The sequence below is a fragment of the Elusimicrobiota bacterium genome (assembly GCA_016182905.1).
GTDB lineage: Bacteria > Elusimicrobiota > Elusimicrobia > UBA1565 > UBA9628 > GWA2-66-18.
The window spans coordinates 15973-33807 of the sequence record JACPFR010000020.1 but is presented as its reverse complement, the minus strand read 5'-3'; the positions used below and the strand labels follow the sequence as shown (position 1 = coordinate 33807).

The following is a 17835-nucleotide window of genomic DNA, read 5'->3' as shown; positions in this document are numbered from 1 at the left end:
GGTCGGGGTTCGGGGTCATGATCAATAGGATAGGATTCGGCGCGCCGTTCGTCGAGCCCCGGAGCGTGACCCAGGTCGCTTCCCTAATTGCGGAGAAGTTTCCTTGATTTGTCCGCGGCAACCACCTATACTTCGTGGGCACATGCTCCAACGAAACCCGCGGCAAGGCGGCACCTTGACCGAATTGATGGTGGCCACGGCCATCCTGTCCGTGGGCGTTTTGGGTCTTTTCGGCGCTTTCAAGTACATCGCGCGCTCGACCTTCGTCTCGCGCGCGACCTCGCTGGCCACCAACCTGGGCCAGGAGCGAATCGAATCCCTCAAGAATCTCAGCTACTACGCCCTTCAGATCACGACGGCGACGGCGACCGACACAACCACCGAGCCCGACATCGTCTACGACACGGTCAACTACCCTCCGGAGATCATCTCCATCGGCGGCATCAACTTCACGCGCTACACCTACGTTGGCATGGCCGAGATGTCCGGCAGCGACATCACCGACGTGGCCTTCACCTACCCTGACACCGGCCTCAAGCAGATCACGGTGAGCATCGTATGGACCGAGGCGGGAAACAAGAAGTCCTGGACTTTGCGAAATCTCCTCGAGAACCCGAACGTCAACCCGCTCGACTCGACGATTACGGGAACGGTCTTCAACTCCGCCGGCGGCACCGTGGCAAGCGCCGTCGTCGTGGCCGAGCAGAATGAGAACTGGGGCGCGATGTCGAATTCCGCGGGAGTCTATTTCTTCTCCGTCTACCACGGGACCTATACCATCAGGGCCTCCTCGACCGGCTTCAACGACGGGGTCACCGGCTCGGTCATCGCCAACCGGGGCGGGACGGCCACGGCCGATCTCACGTTGATCTCCGTGGCGACCGGCTACATCGAGGGCACCGTCTGGTACAACTCCGGCCTAGTCATCAGCCAGGTCGTCGTGGAGACCGCGACCTGGGCTGCGGGAGACATCGTCCGGCCGGTCGAGTACATCGAGCTGTTCAATCCCACGACTTACCCGATCAACATCGGGACGACGGGCGCCCCCCAGATCCGCCTCGACTACGACAGCGAGGCGGCGGGACAGGATAAGACCCATGCCCAATTCAATTTCGTCTTCATGACCACATATGTGCCCGCGAACCACTACTACCTGCTGGCCAGCGCGTCGGCCTTCATGATCAACAATGCGGAAATCCAAGCCGACGCCTGCTTCGGCACCGCCGCCGGCTGCGACAGCGCGCCGACCACCCCCGATTTCCTCGACAACAACCGCGCGGGCGCCGTGCGCCTGCGGCGCTTCTCGGACAACGCCGCCTACGACACCGTGGGCTGGGACGACGACAACAACCTCGCCTGCGGGGATCCGGGGATTTGCGAGGGAACCTCGATCCCCAATTTTACGACGCTGCCGGCTCGCGACGGCCTTCAGGCGGGCAACCAAATCGTGCGGGTGTCCAGCCCCGGAGTCAGCGCGGCGGGCATGCTGGCCTACGGGGCGGCCTACGACTCCGACGACAACTCGAAAGACTTCCTGTATCCTTCCGCCGTGTTCGACGGGCTCGTCTACCCCCCCAGAAGCACGGCCTCCGGCGCCTTCACGACGTTCACCGGGAAGGTCGCGAGCGGCGGCTACGTGTCCGCCAGCGACCCGAACTCGGGCTCGGCGCTGACCTATACCGCTTACGTCACGAGCGGGGCGCTGAGCCTGCCCTACGCGCGGTTCGTGCTCGGGGGCGTCTCGACCGGGACCTGGACCGTTTCCGCCGCATATGGGAACTACGCCGCCTTCATCGACACGGTGACGGTCACCCAGAACGCCTATATCGCCGTGCCCCACGCGGCCACCACGCCCGCTTGGCCCGTGGCCGGCCTCCATCACGTGCAGCTGACGAGCGCCACATCCTCCGGCTTCGTAAAAGGCACCATCACCAATCCCTCCGGGCAGCCGATCAACGGCATCACCGTGCAGGGCGGAGGGGCCTCGAAGATCACTGGCTCCAACGGCGCGTACTTCATGGCCGTTTCGACCGGCACGGTGACCGTCATCGCCAACCCCAACAACCTGGAGCCGTCCTACGTCCAGGGCATCGAGGCGCCCGTGGTCGCCGAGGGGGCCGTGACGACTCAGAATTTCACCTTGAATTTCGGCGGGCGCATCACGGGCTACGTCACCACGGGCACGACCCCGCTGGCCTATCAGGCGATCACCGCGGTCGACGACGCCGGCCTTCAGGCCGGCTCCGGCGTAACCGACACCGGCGGCAATTTCACGATCCGCAACGTCTCGACGGGCACCTACACCGTCTACCCGGTGCTCGAATCGGGCCAGGACGTGATGCCGAACTCGCTGTCGGCGCCCGTGAGCTCGACGGGCAGCGTGTTCGTCGGCACCTTCACCGTCAATGGGGCCTTCGGCAGCATCGAGGGCACGGTCTCCGACGCCTCCGGCCTGGTCACCTCCGGGGCGTTGCTGCTGGCGTCGACCAACACGATTCTCAGCACGCCCGCGGCCATCGTCGGCTCGTCGGCGCCCGCGCAGGTGCCGATGTACATGGTGTCGAGCAAGGCCGACGGCACCTACATCCTGCCCGTGCGCGGCGGCTCCACCTATTACCTCTCGGCCTACGTCCCCGTCATCTCCGGCACGGGCGTGACGATCACGACGAAGACCTACAGCGGCATCATCGTCAGCCCGAGCGCGACGACGACCAAGAACGTGGCGATCCCATGAGGAAGCTCAAGAGCCGGCTCGGTTATACCCTCACGGAGCTGATGATGGTCGTCGCCATCATCGGCATCCTCGCGACCGTGGTGCCGACGATGCTGATCCAGATGCAGAACTTCTTCCTGATGACGAGCGCCCGCTACGAGATACAGCGCGACGCGCGCACCACGCTCGACACCGTCAACCGCTACATGCGCCAGGCCGTCGCGACGACGGTGGTCATGGATACGCCCGCGGGCCAGGGACCGTTCTCCCGCATCCGTTTCCGCCACGTCGACGGCCGCTACATGGAGTTCCGCCAGGAGGGAAGCAAGCTCATCCAGGTCATCGGCACCGCCAACTCGGTGGTGAGCAGCAATCTCATCTACATCGCCTTCACCTATCCGCACACCGACGACGTCTCCATCGTCTCGGTCTCGATCACGATGGGCAAGAACATCCAGCTCGGCCGCCGAAAGGTCCTCGAGCTGACCATTCAGAAGATCCGGGTCATGAACTAATGATAAAACTAAGCGGCCGACCGAGCGATACGCGAGGAAGTGCCCCTTCCATATTCCGTCAGGAAAGGGGCCAGATCCTCCCCGGCGCGGTCGCCATGCTCGTGATCCTGGCCATCATGGTGCCGGCCATCGTGCTCTGGATACAGCGCGAGACGGTCTTCGCGAGCAAGCAGTCCCACAACACCGTCGCCTTCCACCTGGCCGAGGCCGGCGTCGAGAAAGCCTACCTCTACATCTCCCTGTCCACGACCACTTGGGTCTCCATCCAGAACGGGAACGCGCAGCCGAACTACGCCTTCGATAAGAAATACCAGGACATCGCCGGCGGCACCTACGCGATCAGCATCACGAGCGGGCCCGGCACCCAGCAGGCGACGGTCATCACCGTCGGCCGAGACAGATACGGCCGGGAGACGCGGGCGCTGCGCGTCGTCTACACCAACGCCGTCCTCGGCGACACGGCGATCTTCGCCGGCCAAGGCGTGAAGATCTCGGGCGGCAGCAACGTGCATTGGGGCGCGGTCATGAGCCCGAGCAACATCGACGCGACCAACCGCAGCTATCCCCAGTACTGGTCGGCCAGCCAGATCATCGGCAAGGACACCACCGCAAACCCGCCCAACTGCGACTCGCCCGGCTGCTGCCAGTGGCACGCCTTCCAGACGAGCCTTCCCAGCACTCCGTCCCTCGACTTCGACTTCTACCGCTCCTCGGCGGCCGCCACCGCGGGCTGCCCGACGCACGCGGGCGCGAACACCGCAGTTCCGGCGGGCAGCTGCTACTACCCGGGGAACGTCACCCAATGGGACGATACGACCGCGGGCAAGACCATCTTCATCGAGGGCGACCTGACGATCAAGTCTCCGGGCATGTTCCACACGGGCACTTTGATCGTCATGGGCAACGTCAACCTTCCCAACGGCGTCTGGGGCAAAGGCACGGTCGCCATGACCATGCCGAAAACGGCCTGGAAGCAGTACTGCAACGCCTGGTCCACCTATGTGGCCTACGGCAACGACTCGACCGAGCCCGCGGATTTCCCCGGCTTGAACTCCCCCTATGAGGCCACGGTGACCCCCCTCACCTCCAGCAAGATCTCGGTCAACGGCTTCCTCTACGTCGGCGGCAACTTCAACAACGGCGGCGGCGGCGGCGGCAACAGCGACGTCTACGGGGTGCTGTACGCCATCGGGACCTCGACCCTGTCGGCGTCCTCGCCGGTCGACTTCTACTACAACGGCGAGGCGACGGCCAACGTCATCACCACGAACGTGAGCCTGACCCGCACCTCTTGGCAGAGCGAGGTCCGCGGCTGGCCGTCGGGCCTTTAGTCCCGCCCGAATGATAGAATAGCCGCCGTGAAGCGCACGAAAGGCCTGTTCATCGTCTTCGAAGGCCCCGACAAATCCGGGAAGTCCACACAGGCAAGACGATTAGTGGATTCGTTGAGGGCCAAGGGTCACGACGTCGTGCACACCCGCGAACCGGGCGGCACGGGCGTCGCCGAAGGCATCCGCAAGGTGCTGCTCGATCCGGCCCTCACGATCGACCCGCTCGCGGAACTCTTCCTGTACGAAGCCTCGAGGGCGCAGCACACTCAGGAAAAGATCCGGCCGGCTTTGGCGAAAGGCACGACCGTCGTGTCGGAGCGCTTCACGATGTCGACGGACGCCTACCAAGGCGAAGCCCGCGGCCTGGGGCTCGATAAAACGTCGGCGTTGAACAAGATCGCCACCGGCGGATTGAAGCCGGACTTGACGATCCTCCTGGATATTCCCGTCGAGGAGTTCGACGCGCGCGATCTTCAGCGCGAGCTCGACCGGCTCGAAAGCGAGAGCGCCGAGTTCCGCCGAAGAGTCCGAAAAGGGTATCTGAAAGCCGCCAAGGCCGATCGCCGCGCGGTCATACTCAACGGAAGGCTGCCGGCCGACGCGCTTCATGCGAAGATCGTCGCCTTGGTCGAGAAGAAATTATGATGCGCCTCGACAAGGTCCTCGGCCAGCGCCGCGCCGTGAAGACCCTCGAGGGGCTGCTGGCCTCCGAGCGCCTGCCGGCCGCGATGCTGTTCGTCGGACCCGAGGGCGTCGGCAAGTCGCTCGCCGCGATCGAGTTCGCCAAGGCCCTGCTGTGCCGCGCGCGCCCGTTCACCGGCGAGGCGTCCTGCGGCGAATGCGCCGACTGCCGGGGCGTGGACGGCCGCGTGCACCCGGACGCCGTCATCGTCGACGCGGCCTACCAGGCGTCGCTCGAGGAAGAGGAGCCGGAGAAGCAGAAGATCTGGAAGGTGGACACGATCCGCCACCTGCTCAAGGACCTGAGCTTCAAGTCCATGCTCGACGGCTGGAAGATCGCGGTGATCCCCGACGCGCAGCGTCTCAACGAGGCCGCGGCCAACGCGATGCTCAAGATACTCGAGGAGCCCCAGCCCAAGACCCTGTGGATACTGGGCGCGACCCAGCGCGAGCGCCTGCCCCGCACGATCTCCTCGCGCTGCTTCACCGTACCCTTCGGCCCCCTGCCGGAGCCCGTCCTGGAGAAGATCCTGACGGGACGCGGCATCGACCCGAGGTCGGCCAAGCGCCTGGCCGCGCTGTCGGACGGCTCCGCCGGCCGCGCCCTCGAGCTCGCCGACGACGACGGCCTGCGCGGCGGCTTCGCCGCCGGCGGCGGGCCGCTGGCCGCCGTGACCGCCTCCGACGGGCTGCCCAAGGACCTCGCCGCGGCGCGCGTGAAGGTGGAGCGCGCGCTGTACTCCCTCGGCCAGGAGCTGCGCCGCCGGCACCTCGATGGAGAATCCCCTTTCTCAAAGGTGGAGGGCCCCCTCCGGGAGCTCTCCCGCCTGCGCGCGGCCCTGCGCGCCAACGCCGACCCGAAGTTGATCCTCACACTGGCTTCCCTGGAAGCCGAGGCCTCACGGTGACCCCATGACGAAGCGCTACTACATCACGACCCCGATCTATTACATCAACGCGGCGCCGCACATCGGCCACGCGTACACGACGATCGCCGCCGACGTCCTGGCCCGGCACATCCGCGGCCGCGGGCGCTCCGCGTTCCTGCTCACGGGCACCGACGAGCACGGCCAGAAGATCGAGGACGCGGCCAAGGCCGCGGGCAAGCACGTGATGGACTTCTGCGACATGACCTCGGCGAAGTTCCGGGACCTCTGGAAGCACCTCGACATCCACGTCGACGACTACATCCGCACGACGGAGAAGCGCCACGAGGACAAGGTCCAGGAGCTGTTCGCGCTCCTGCTGAAGAACGGCGACATCTACAAGGGCAAGTACGAAGGGCTCTACGACGTCGTCAGCGAGTCGTTCGTGAAGGAATCCGACGCGGTGAAGGGACCCGGCGGCGTCCTGCTCGGCCCGGACTCGGGCAAGCCGCTGCAGAAGCTCTCCGAGGAGACCTACTTCTTCAAGCTCTCGAAGTACCAGGACCGGCTCCTCGCGCATTACCAGGCGGACCCCGGCTTCCTGGCGCCCGCGCACCGCGCCGCGGAGCTGCACCGCTTCGTCGAGGCCGGCCTCGAGGACATCTCGGTCTCGCGCACTAAGGTGAAATGGGGCATCCCCGTCCCCGGCGATCCCGACCACACCATCTACGTCTGGTTCGACGCGCTGATCAACTACTGGTCGGCCGCGGACGGGAAGGCGGATCTGTGGCCCGCCGACGTTCATATCGTGGGGAAGGAGATCTTCCGGTTCCACGGCGTGATCTGGCCCGCGATCCTGATGGCCGCGGGCCTGCCCCTTCCCAAGAAGGTGTTCGCGCACGGCTGGTGGACGGTCGAGGGCCAAAAGATGTCGAAGTCCCTCGGCAACTTCATCTCCCCCTACGACATCACCTCCGAGTTCGGCGTCGACGCCCTGCGCTACTTCCTCCTGCGAGAGATGCCCTTCGGCAACGACGGCGACTTCTCGAAGGCCTCGCTGACCAAGCGCTACAACGCCGAGCTCGCCAACGACCTCGGCAACCTCGTCTCGCGCGTGGCCGAGATGGTGGATAAGTTCCTCGGCGGCCGGCTGCCGACGAAGCCGCCGCTCGGGGAGGACTTCTACACGACCACGGTGGCCAAGCGCACGCCCGAGATATCGGAGAGGATGGAGGCGCTCGACTTCAACGGCGCCCTCGACTCGATCTGGGACGTGATCCGCAGCCTCAACGCGCGCGTCAACGAGAAGTCCCCCTGGAAGCTCGCCAAGAGCGACATGAAGGAGTGCGAGGCCGTCCTCTTCGACCTGGTCTGGTCGCTGCGCCTCGTCTCCGGCTGGCTCGACCCGTTCATGCCCCACACCGCGGCCAAGATCCACATGCAGCTCGGCGTGCGGGTGTTCCCGGACGCGCTGACGGCCGAGGACATCCTCGCGGGCAAGACCCTGGGGACCGGCTTGATCCAGAAAGGCCCGATCCTGTTCCCGCGCAAGGTCTGAGATGAGGCGGCTGGTCCTCGCGCTGCCCGTCCTCTTCCTGGCGCTGAGCCTCGACCGCGTCCTGCCCGAGGCGCCGCAGGCTCCCCTTCCGGTCCGGACCGCCCCGCTCGACGAGGCCGTCGCGGGCCTGTCCGGGATGAACAAGGGCCGCTTCGGCCGCCCCGGCAACCCGCTGAACCTCGTCTTCGTGGGGAGCGCGGCAAGCCTGCGCGAGGCGCTGTCCCGCGCGGGCTGGACCGAGGTGCCCGGCACGATCCGCGCCTCGATCGCCTGCGGCGCGGCGGAGCTGCTGACGGGAAGGACGGTCGCGTCGACGCCGCCGATGAACGAGTACTGGTTGGACGGCCGGCGCCAGGACATGAACTGGGCGATCGCGACGAAGTTCCTGTCGGCGCGCCATCATTTCCGGGTCTGGGACACCGGGCTGCGCGACCCGCGCGGCCGCGCGATCTGGTGGGGCGCGGGCGACTACGACCTCAGCATCCGCTGGCACGACCTCTCGCACGTCCGCGACCCGGACCTCGACGCCGAGCGGGACTTCATCGCCGCGTCGCTCAAGGATTCGCCTCTCCTGGAGCGCGCCGCGCTCGTCGCGCATCCCGCCATCCCGCGCGAGGGCGCCAACGACAAGGGCTACAAGTTCCACACCGACGGGAAGGCCGCCCTGGTCGAGCTCCGCTAGACGCCGGAACTCGCGCCGGCGAGAGTTCGCCGGACTGTTTCCGGAAACACTCACTTGCCGGTCGAGCCGAAGCCGCCGACGCCGCGCGCCGTCTCGCCCAGGTCGTCGGAGTCGACGGGGGCCGGGGTCGCGATGGGGATCACGAGGAGCTGCGCGATGCGCTCGCCTTTCTTGAGCGCGTGGACCTGCGTCGAGATGTTCCAGAGCATGACGCCCACCTCGCCGCGGTAGCCCGCGTCGATCACGCCGCCGGCGGTCTTCAGCCCCTTCTTCGCCATCGACGAGCGGTCGCAGACGAGGCCGACGTGGCCCGCCGGGATGGCCATCGCCACGCCCGTGTGCACGACCTTGCCCTGCCCGGGAGCCAGCTCCGCGTCCTCGAGGGCGTACAGGTCGAGGCCCGCGTCGTCGGCGTGCGCCCGGGTCGGCAAGGTGGCGGCCGGCTCGAGGCGGCGCATCGCGAGTATTCCGTGGACGGGTTTGGCGGTCACAGGTGCTCTCCGTAGTTGTCGTGGTCGTGGTGCGGCGGCTTCCAGCCCACCAGCCGCCCGGCCGCGCGCGCGAGCCAGGACACCGGCCCGAGCAGGGCGTAGAAGAAGAAGACGAAGAACAGGATCATCAGCGGGTAGTAGAAGAGCAGAAGGCCCAGGCCGAGCAGGGCGATGATCCGCGTCATCGTCTTCGGGCGCATCACGCCGGGCTGCTTGAACGCCGGGTACGGGATCGTCGAGACCATCAGGAGGGCCATGACGACGGTCATCGCCGGCGCCAGCCCGTACAGGGCCGGGATGTGGTCCATGAGGAACTTCCAGGTGCCGGCCGGGCGGCCTTCCTCGATGACCTGGTACAGAAGGACGAAGCTCGCCAGGAAGCCCGCGCCCGCCGGGATCGCGAGCCCGGTGAAGTGCGTCTTCGAGCCCTGGCCCAGGTGAGCCATCGCGTTGAAGCGCGCCAGGCGCAGCCCGCCGCACAGCGCGTACAGGAAGGCGATCGGGTAGCCCCAGGCGCCGTAGTCTTTCAGAATGAAGGCGTACATCATGTGCGCGGGGGCCACGCCGAAGGTCAGGAAGTCGGCCATCGAGTCGAACTCGACGCCGAACTCGGACTCGCCGTGCACGAGACGGGCGACGCGGCCGTCGAGCGCGTCGAAGAGCATGCCCGCGATGATCGCCGTCGCCGAGGAGACGAACTCCCCGCGCACGGAGGAGAGCAGGGCGTAGAAGCCGCAGGCCATGTTGCCCAGGGTGAACAGGGACGGGGCGAGGACCGCTCCGCCGCGCTTTAAGAGTTGCTTGTCCATTCTCCGATGGGGGTCAGGCCGCCGGCGACGCGGTCGCCGGCCTTGACGGTGCACTTCGAGCCATTTGGGAAATGCACTGCTGCTTGTGAACCGAAATAGATGATGCCGTATTTCTCCCCCGCCGCCACCGTGTCGCCGGGCTTGCGCCAGCACTCGATGCGCCGCGCGATGAGGCCGGAGATCTGCTCCACGACGAGAAGGCCCCGGCCGGGAGGCTCGATGGTCATGACCACGCGGTAGTTGCCGCGCGCGGCGTCCTTCATCGCGGCGGCGAAGGAGCCCGGGACCTCGGCCACCTTCGTCACGCGGCCCGCGCACGGCGCGCGCTGGATGTGGACGTCGAAGACGGACAGGAATATCCGGCAGGTCATCACGTCCCCGGGGCCCTCGCGTCCGACGGAGAGCACGACCCCGTCGCCCGGCGAGTAGATGCGCCCGTCGGCCGGAAGGGCGCGCTCGGGGTCGCGGAAGAAGTAAAGCGTGAACCCGGCGAAGCCGAAGGAGAGGACGGCGAGCAGGGCGCCGGGGAGGACGGTCGACGGGCGCCCCATGAGCCACAGGCCCACGGAGCCGGCCGCGACGGCCGGGACCACGAACTGCCACGCCTGAGAAGCGATTTTCATCGGTTAGATTTTTACTTCCACGCTGCGCCGCGCGGCAGTCCTCGAACTTTCGTCCACCAGAATCTTGGCGGCGGTGGGACTCGAACCCACATGCCCTTGCGGGCGGCAGATTTTAAGTCTGCTCTGGATACCAATTTCAGCACGCCGCCTGGGTTGATTTTAGCATTAAGTTCCCCGCCCTCCCGTCTTACAATCCGTTCAACTGTTTCCGGAAACAGTCGTCGGTCGGCAGGGCGGCCGCCTCTACAACCCGATGTCTTCGTTCCAGAGGTCGGGCTTCTCGCGGACGAAGCGCTCCATCAGGGCCACGCAGTCCGGGTCCTGGAGCACGGTCAAAGTCACGCCCCGCGCCGCGAACAGATCCTCGGCGCCGAGGAAGTTCTTGTTCTCGCCCACGACCACGCGCGGGATGCGGTACAGCAAGGCCGTCCCGGTGCACATGACGCACGGGCTCAGCGAGGACACCAAGGTCAGCTCCGGCCAGTCGCGGCGGCGGCCGGCGTTGCGCAGGCAGACGACCTCGGCGTGGGCGGTCGGGTCGCCGGTCTGCACGCGCATGTTGTGCCCGCGCGCGACGATCTTGCCTCTCGCGTCGACGAGCACCGAGCCGATCGGCAGGCCGCCCTCGTCGTAGCCCTTCTTCGCCTCGAGATACGCCTCGCGCACCAGTTCCCGGTCGTTCATGCCCGCATCTTACTTCTTCCGGCGGAGCGCGGTCACCTCCGCGCGCGCGGCCTTGATCGCCGCCTTCAAGCGTCCGCGCTCTCCTCGCCGCCGCTCGCGCAGTTCCAGGCGCTGCCGGCGCGACCGTTCGCTGACGTCGAGGAGAGCCGCGTGCAAGGTCTCCCCGCGGGCCGCGGAGGCCCTCGTCATGGTCAGGTCCGACTTCTCGCGCTCGCGGATCAAGACCAGCTCCTTGTGCTGCTCGACCGAGAGCCGCTTCAGCTTCGCCTCGCCCTCGCGCACGCTCGCGCGCAGTTCGAGGATCTTCGCCTTCTCGGAAGCGCCCGCCCTCGCCGCCCCCGCCAGAAACAGCGCCGACAACGCCGCCATGATCATCCTCATCCCACCCTCCCGGCCCGCGGGCCTCTCCATCATACGATCGACCCCCCGAAAAAGTTGCCTCGGTCCCCGCGTTTTTATCTGGCGCGCCCGGGACCCGCCTGCTATCCTTCGAGGAGCATGACGCCCCTCCTGCTGATGTCCCTCCTTCTATGCGCGGTCCCGGCGCGCGCCGCGGCCGGAGAGGAACCCCCGGGCCGGTTCACTTTGCGCGTACAGCGCATGAGCGGGCACGACGCCGAGCAGGACAAGGCCGTGCGCCTGCTGCGCAGCCTGTCCACCCGGTACCCTTCGCTGTTCGCGCCCGGCGTGATCGTGGGAGCGCGCTTCCAGATCGTCAAAGAGAAGGCGAACCAGTCCTTCGACCAGCAGAACAAAGCCCTCGTCATCGACCCCGTCGAGCTCTTCGCCCCCTGGGCCGACGCCGCTTTCTATCGCGGCGGCTCGGCGGCCGAGCCGGAGGCGGTCCTTTTTCACGAACTCCTGCACGCCTGGTCGCTCGCCCACCCCGGGCTCGAGGACGATTATCAGTCCCGCGTGAGCGGCGGCCGCCAGGAGAAGTTCATCGCCGAGGCGAACGAGGGTCACCGCCCGGCCAAGGAGCACCGCGAGAAGATCCGCGACGCGCTGCTGCGGATCCGCATCGGGACGATGACCCGGGAGCAGTACGCGGCCCTGCCCGCGCCTCCGGGGCAATCGAACCGGGAGCGCGCCCTCTCCGACTACGACCGGGCGACCAAGATGACGGTGGAGCGGGCCGAGGAGATCACCCGCGCGTTCCAGGAGGAAGCCGAGGCCGGCGCGGGGATGATGGCCCGTCTGCTCGGGGTCGCGTCGAAGGGCCGCCCCCGCGACGAGGTGGACAAGGAGATCGCCGCGATCCGGGAGAAGGAGCCCGCCCGCTTCGAGGCCGCCCGGGCCGAATACGAGCGCTGGGTGAAGGAGAACTCGACGGCCTCGAAGCTCATCGAGCAGGGACGCAAGCGCGAGGCCGAGCTCGCTCTCAAGCACAAGGTCCCGGGCCGGCGCGCGGACGACCGGCACGCGGGAGACAGCCCCTCCGAATGGTTCGCCTACGGCGGCGAGACCGCGGCCTACGCCGCGTCTCCCGAGCGCCTGCTCACGGCCGAGGAGCGCGATTTCTGGGCCGGCCAATTCGCGCAAATGAAGATCCGCCCTGGCGAGAAAAGGCCGGGCCTGTTACCCTAAGAAGGCATGGCCCCCCTCGCCTTGGCCCTGGCCGCGCTCCTGCTCCCCGCCCTGTCGCGGGCGGGCGACGCGCGCGTCCAGGCGCAGGACGCGGCCGTCGTGCCCTTGAGCGGCGGCGACGCGGCCGCCCGCGAGGCCGCGGGACGCTCCTTCGACGGGAACCCCGCCTCGGAGACCGTGGTGGCCGGGCGGGACGCGAATGGGTCCCCGCGCCTGGCCAAGGCGGCGCCGATCGAGCGGCCCGCCAAGAAGGAGCCGCCGCCCGCCGGCAAGGACGCGAACGGCGGGAGCAAGCTCACCTCCGGCCTCGTCATGGGCGGGGCCGCCCTCCTGGGCGGCCTGCAGGGCTGGTTCTCGGCCGGTCTTCTCGGGGCGGCCGCGGGCGCGGGCCTCGGCCTGGCCGCCGCCTGGCTGTTCCATAAGAAGGACTACGGAGGGGCCTTCGGCGTGACCGCCGGCGCCATCATCGGCACCGCCTTCGGCGGCCCCATCGGCGGCCTCATCGGCGCGGTCGTGGGCGGCGTGATCGGGCACTTCCTCGGCAAACTGTTCCTGTAGACCGGGGAATAGTACAATCGGGCCGTGCTTCCGCATTATCTGACGCCGAAGCTGTTGACCACGCTCCGGGGCTACGACCGGACGCAGCTCTACCACGACCTCGTCGCGGGGCTCATCGTCGGCGTCGTCGCCATCCCCCTCGCCTTGGCCTTCGGCATCGCCTCGGGCGTGACCCCGGCCGAGGGCCTCTACGCCGCGGTCATCGGCGGCTTCGTCATCTCCCTGCTCGGCGGCAGCCGGGTCCAGATCGGCGGACCGACCGGGGCCTTCGTCGTCATCATCTACGGCATCGTCCATCAGTACGGACGCGAGGCCCTCACCGTCACCACGATCATGGCCGGCGTGATCCTCATCGTCATGGGCCTGTTCCGGATGGGGAACCTCATCAAGTGGATCCCCTATCCCGTCACCACCGGCTTCACCAGCGGCATCGCGGTCATCATCTTCTCCTCCCAGGTCAAGGATCTCCTCGGCCTGCGCATGGGCGCCGTCCCGCCCGAGTTCGTCGACAAATGGGGCGCCTACTTCCACGCCCTGCCCACCGCCGACTGGCACACCTTCGGCCTCTCCGCGGCGACCCTCGCGGTCCTCGTCTATCTGCCGCACCTGACCAAGAGGATACCCTCCCCGTTCGCGGCCCTGGTCTTCGCCACGGGAGCGGCCGCGGTCTTCGGCCTGCCCGTGGAGACGATCGGCTCGCGCTTCGGGGACCTGCCCCGGGGCCTGCCCATGCCCCGCCTGCCCGTGATCGACTTCAAGACGGCCATGACCTTGGTGCGCCCGGCGACCGTCGTCGCCCTGCTGGCCGCCATCGAGTCCCTCCTCTCGGCCGTGGTGGCCGACGGCATGATCGGCGGGCGCCACCGCTCCAGCGTGGAGCTCGTCGCGCAGGGGGCGGCCAACATCCTCTCCCCGCTCTTCGGGGGCATCCCCGTCACCGGCGCCATCGCGCGCACCGCGACCAACGTCAAGAGCGGCGGGCGCACCCCCGTCGCGGGCATCGCTCACGCCGTGGTCCTGGTCTGCGTGCTGCTGTTCGCGGGGCCGCTCGTCGCGCGCATCCCGCTGTGCGCGCTGGCCGCCGTGCTCGTCATCGTCGCCTATCACATGAGCGAGTGGCGGACCTTCGCCTTCCTGCTCAAGTCCCCGCGCTCGGACGTCGCGGTGCTGCTGTCCACCTTCGGCCTGACGGTCCTCGTCGACCTCACCGTCGCCGTGGAGGTCGGCATGATCCTGTCCGCCTTCCTGTTCATGCGCCGCATGGCCGAGATGACGACCGTCGGCGCGGCGGTCCGCGAGCTGGGAGACGACGAGTCGGCCGGAGAGGGGCCGGAGAAAGGGCGGGTCGCCGTGCCCAAGGGCGTCGAGGTCTACGACGTCAGCGGACCGCTGTTCTTCGGGGCCGCGGACAAGCTCGGCGAGACCCTCTCCCAGATCTCGGACCCGCCCAAGGTCTTCATCCTGCGCCTGGGCGCCGTCCCCGTGATGGACGCCACCGGCCTTCACGCGCTGCGCGATTTCCAGGCCCGCTGCCGGCGCCTCAAGACCTCGCTGCTGCTGTGCGGCCTGCGCAAGCAGCCGCTGCGCGTGCTGCAGTCCACCGGGGCCCTGTCCGAGTTCGACGCCTGGACCGAGAACGACGACCTGGCCGCCGCGCTCAAGACGCTCGAGAAGAGCTCCGCCCTCCTCAAGCCTTAGGCGCGCGTCCTACCGCAGCGATGGGTCGGACTGCAGCGCGGTCACGCAGGCCATGTTGACGATGTCGTCGACGCTCGCGCCGCGCGACAGGTCGTTGACCGGCTTGGCGAACCCCTGGAGGATCGGCCCCAGCGCCTCGGCGCCCGTCAGGCGCTGCACGAGCTTGTAGCCGATGTTGCCGCTCTGCAGGTCCGGGAACACGAGGACGTTCGCGCGGCCGGCGACCTTCGAGCCGGGGAATTTCTTCTGCCCGATCTCGGGCACGAGCGCGGCGTCGGCCTGCATCTCCCCGTCGATGGCGAGGTCCGGGGCCTTCTCCTTGGCGATGCGCACGGCGTCCTTGACCGCCGACGCGAGCGGGTGCTCGGTGGAGCCGTTCGTCGAGAAGGACAGGAAGGCGATGCGCGGGTCGATGCCGGTGAGCACCTTCGCCATGCGCGCGGACGAGATGCCGATGGCCGCGAGCTTCACGGGCACGGGATCGATGTTGATCGCGCAGTCGCCCATGATGAGCACGCCGTCGTCGCCCTGCTTCGGGCTCGGGAAGATCATGACGAAGAAGCTCGAGATCGTGCGCACGCCCGCGGCGGGCTTGATGATATGCAATGCCGGTCTTACGGTATCGGCCGTCGCGTGATCGGCTCCGGACAAAAATCCGTCCACTCTGTCGTTATGAAGCATCATGACGCCGTAGACGAGGGGCTCGGCCACCGCCGTCTTCGCCTCGTCCTCGGTGATGCCTTTGTGCTTCCTCAAGTCGAAGTACTGAGCCGCGTACTCGGCGAACTTGGCGTCCTTGAGGGGCTCGATGAACTCGATGCCGGCGAGGTCCACGCCGTTCTCCGCGGCGACCTTGCGCGCCTTCTCGAGATTCCCGACGAGGATCGGCGCGCACAGGCCGTCCTTCTTCAGGATCGCGGCCGCCTTGAGCGTGCGCTTCTCGTCGCCCTCGGGCAGCACGATCTTCTTCTTGAGCGCCGCGGCCTTGCGGCGGATGTCCCCGATGATGTCCCGGTTCAAGGTGTCAGTGGTCATGCGCCGAGGATAGCGTATCGGGGGAGCCTTCGTAAAGGCTAGCGGACGCGGGTGCTATCGATCGTGCCTCCCGCGTGCCACAGCGCGCGGCCGGGGCCGAGCACCCGGTAGGCGTGCGCGCCGCGCGGGGCGGCGTCGGCCGCGGCGCGGTACGACGCGGGGCGCGCGCTGCGGTCGATCCGGGAGGCGTGAACGTCGGTGAACGAGCCGCCGGTCATCGTCAGCGAGTACGCGCGCAGCGCGAGCGAGCCGAGCTCGCGCGCCAGCGTACCCCAATCGCCGGGAGCGTTCAGCAGGCGGCCCGGGACCATGTCGAGCCCCTCGACGTGCGCCTGCCCGACGAGCACGACGGCCTTTCCGCCCGCCTTCAGCGCGTCCTTGAGGAAGACGGCCATCGCCTGGTTGCGGCGCGTGAGAAAGACCTCGGCGACGGCCTCGTTGAAGCCGGGCTCGTAGCCGCCGCCGGCCCGGGAGAACTGGGACTCGACGTCCGCCGGGAACTCCCCGGCGGGACGGCCGGTCTTCGCCGCGGCGAGCTCGGCGGCGGCCTTGGCCCAGCCGTCGAGCGGCAGGCCGAGGGCCACGACCCGCACCCCGTGGCCGCGCGCGGCGTCGAGCAGGGCCCGGAAGGCGGCGCGGCGCTTGGGCGAGAAGGAAAGGACCTCGTCGGGCACGTCGTCGCGGCGGCGGGAGACGTAATCGTCGACGGCGCCCTGCTGCGGGCGCTTGAGACCCTCGATGCCTATCGCGGTCACGCCCGCCGCGGCCAGGCGCGGCATCTCGCGCGTCAGGACGTCCACCGAGGTCAGGCTGCCGTGGTTCTCGCCGACGAGCAGGGCGTCGTGGCCGGAGAGGATGTCCTCGACGGGGACGGCCCAGCTCCGGACCTTCTCGGCGACGGCGTTCGCGACGAAGGACGAGAAGCCGGCGTCGCGCGCGGTCGGCGGACCGCGAGGCCCGTGGAAGGAGGCGGGCGCGGACCGCGGCGAGGCGCTGAGCGCCTGAGCGGCGGCCGCGACCGGCTGGAGAGCGGAAACGCGAGCCGGCGGCGCCGGCAGGATCGCGGGCGCGGGGGCCGACGGCGACGCCGCGGGAGCGGAGAGCGAGGTCGCCGCGATCGCGCCCGTCAGAACCGGCGTGAAACTCGCCGTGACCGGCCCGCCCATCGACAGGGACAGCGCCGGCGCGGGCGCGGCCGAGGGATTCAGGGACGGCGAGAGGCGGGTGACCACGCCGGCCGAGGCGGCCGTGGAGCACCCAAGGAGGAGCGCGGAGAGTAGGACGATGGAACGCCTCACGCCTTCAGTATATTGAGGGAACGATCCGGGCGCACGGGTCGTAAGACCCAGCGCGGCGCGGGACCTCCGTCGACACGGCCTGAATCCCTCGTTTTTCAAAAAATAATTTATATTTTTAAACGGGAATTCACTTTCGGCGCCGAAAGCGAATAAGGCTTTTAAAATAACCGCTATTTTTTCAAAAACGAGGGGTCCTGCGCGAGACGGTCGGCCACGGCGAGATGCTCGGCCTCGTCGTCGGCGATGCGGCCGAAGATGGCGGCGGTGACCGGATCGCGCTGGGCGAGCGAGCGGCGGAAGCTTTCCTCGGCGGCCTGGCCGCGGGCCTCGGCCTCGCGCATCATGACCGCGAACTCGGCGGCGGTCTTGGCCGTGGTCAGGCGCCGCCAGAGGCGGTCGGACACCGGGCGCTCCGAAACGCTCACGCCCAGCTCGGCCATGCGCGCGAGCAGGAGGTCGAGATGGACCTTCTCCTCCGCGCCGATGCGCCGCCACGCCGCGCGCAGCTCGTCGGAGGCGTCCGCGAAGGTGTCCGCGGCCCACAGGAACGCCGCGAAGGCCTGGCGCTCGGCGAAGGCCGCGGTGCGCAGGCGGTCGCCGAGGCCTTCGGGCCCGCCCATGCCGCGCGCGCCGGGCGCGTATTCCTCGGGGGCGCAGACGACGAAAGGCGTCCAGTCCATGATGCATGATAGCGCAAAAGGCTAAA

General features: G+C 68.2%; 18 protein-coding genes and 1 tRNA gene. 10 read left to right on the top strand and 9 right to left on the bottom strand.

Going from position 1 to position 17835, the window contains the following annotated elements:
- Positions 1-142 precede the first annotated feature (142 nt).
- From HYV14_08000 to HYV14_07970, 7 genes are all read left to right on the top strand, one after another.
- Positions 143-2734 (top strand): carboxypeptidase regulatory-like domain-containing protein, encoded by a 2592-nt coding sequence (locus HYV14_08000; GenBank protein MBI2385941.1) that lies wholly within the window; start codon positions 143-145, stop codon positions 2732-2734.
- Positions 2731-3228, top strand: a complete 498-nt coding sequence (locus tag HYV14_07995) for a prepilin-type N-terminal cleavage/methylation domain-containing protein (protein MBI2385940.1) — start codon at positions 2731-2733, stop codon at positions 3226-3228. Before HYV14_08000 ends, HYV14_07995 begins: the two co-directional genes overlap by 4 nt.
- 95 nt (positions 3229-3323) lie before the next feature.
- Positions 3324-4559, top strand: coding sequence for a hypothetical protein (locus HYV14_07990; protein MBI2385939.1), 1236 nt, complete (start codon positions 3324-3326; stop codon positions 4557-4559).
- Between the two features lie 27 nt (positions 4560-4586).
- Positions 4587-5204 carry a dTMP kinase gene (gene tmk / locus HYV14_07985; protein MBI2385938.1) on the top strand — a complete coding sequence of 206 codons (618 nt, stop codon included), beginning with the start codon at positions 4587-4589 and terminating at the stop codon, positions 5202-5204.
- Positions 5201-6148 carry a DNA polymerase III subunit gene (locus HYV14_07980; GenBank protein MBI2385937.1) on the top strand — a complete coding sequence of 316 codons (948 nt, stop codon included), beginning with the start codon at positions 5201-5203 and terminating at the stop codon, positions 6146-6148. Before tmk ends, HYV14_07980 begins: the two co-directional genes overlap by 4 nt.
- Positions 6149-6152: 4 nt before the next feature.
- Entirely contained in the window at positions 6153-7664 is a 1512-nt protein-coding gene (gene metG, locus HYV14_07975; protein ID MBI2385936.1) for a methionine--tRNA ligase, read from the top strand.
- Position 7665: 1 nt separating this feature from the next.
- Positions 7666-8346 (top strand): LssY C-terminal domain-containing protein, encoded by a 681-nt coding sequence (locus tag HYV14_07970; GenBank protein ID MBI2385935.1) that lies wholly within the window; start codon positions 7666-7668, stop codon positions 8344-8346.
- 50 nt (positions 8347-8396) lie between these two features.
- On the opposite strand, the gene dut is transcribed toward HYV14_07970, so the two are convergent.
- From dut to HYV14_07940, 6 genes are all read right to left on the bottom strand, one after another.
- Entirely contained in the window at positions 8397-8804 is a 408-nt protein-coding gene (gene dut, locus HYV14_07965) for a dUTP diphosphatase (protein MBI2385934.1), read from the bottom strand.
- 29 nt (positions 8805-8833) lie between these two features.
- Positions 8834-9646, bottom strand: a complete 813-nt coding sequence (gene pssA / locus HYV14_07960) for a CDP-diacylglycerol--serine O-phosphatidyltransferase (GenBank protein MBI2385933.1) — start codon at positions 9644-9646, stop codon at positions 8834-8836.
- A complete protein-coding gene (locus HYV14_07955; GenBank protein ID MBI2385932.1) occupies positions 9628-10269 on the bottom strand; it encodes a phosphatidylserine decarboxylase in 642 nt (213 codons plus the stop codon). Before HYV14_07955 ends, pssA begins: the two co-directional genes overlap by 19 nt.
- A gap of 65 nt (positions 10270-10334) precedes the next feature.
- Positions 10335-10418: transfer RNA gene (locus tag HYV14_07950), tRNA-Leu, on the bottom strand.
- A gap of 94 nt (positions 10419-10512) precedes the next feature.
- Positions 10513-10953: a nucleoside deaminase gene (locus tag HYV14_07945; protein ID MBI2385931.1), complete on the bottom strand. Its 441-nt coding sequence runs from the start codon at positions 10951-10953 to the stop codon at positions 10513-10515.
- A gap of 9 nt (positions 10954-10962) precedes the next feature.
- A complete protein-coding gene (locus HYV14_07940) occupies positions 10963-11334 on the bottom strand; it encodes a hypothetical protein (protein MBI2385930.1) in 372 nt (123 codons plus the stop codon).
- 117 nt (positions 11335-11451) lie between these two features.
- Here HYV14_07940 and HYV14_07935 point away from each other — a divergent pair, with 117 nt between their 5' ends.
- Genes HYV14_07935 through sulP form a run of 3 tightly spaced genes read left to right on the top strand, consistent with a single transcriptional unit; the run spans position 11452 to position 14796 of the window.
- Positions 11452-12540, top strand: a complete 1089-nt coding sequence (locus HYV14_07935; GenBank protein MBI2385929.1) for a hypothetical protein — start codon at positions 11452-11454, stop codon at positions 12538-12540.
- Between the two features lie 6 nt (positions 12541-12546).
- Entirely contained in the window at positions 12547-13098 is a 552-nt protein-coding gene (locus HYV14_07930) for a hypothetical protein (GenBank protein ID MBI2385928.1), read from the top strand.
- 24 nt (positions 13099-13122) lie between these two features.
- On the top strand, positions 13123-14796 hold the full coding sequence (sulP, locus tag HYV14_07925) for a sulfate permease (GenBank protein MBI2385927.1): 1674 nt from the start codon (positions 13123-13125) through the stop codon (positions 14794-14796).
- A 9-nt stretch (positions 14797-14805) separates the two neighbouring features.
- Here the strand turns inward: sulP and pta are convergent, their stop codons facing one another.
- The 3 genes from pta to HYV14_07910 all read right to left on the bottom strand — a co-directional run bounded on the left by pta (position 14806) and on the right by HYV14_07910 (position 17809).
- Positions 14806-15831, bottom strand: a complete 1026-nt coding sequence (pta, locus tag HYV14_07920) for a phosphate acetyltransferase (protein ID MBI2385926.1) — start codon at positions 15829-15831, stop codon at positions 14806-14808.
- Positions 15832-15869: 38 nt separating this feature from the next.
- Positions 15870-17129, bottom strand: a complete 1260-nt coding sequence (locus tag HYV14_07915; protein ID MBI2385925.1) for a ChaN family lipoprotein — start codon at positions 17127-17129, stop codon at positions 15870-15872.
- Positions 17130-17299: 170 nt separating this feature from the next.
- Entirely contained in the window at positions 17300-17809 is a 510-nt protein-coding gene (locus HYV14_07910; GenBank protein MBI2385924.1) for a DUF455 family protein, read from the bottom strand.
- Positions 17810-17835: the final 26 nt, after the last annotated feature.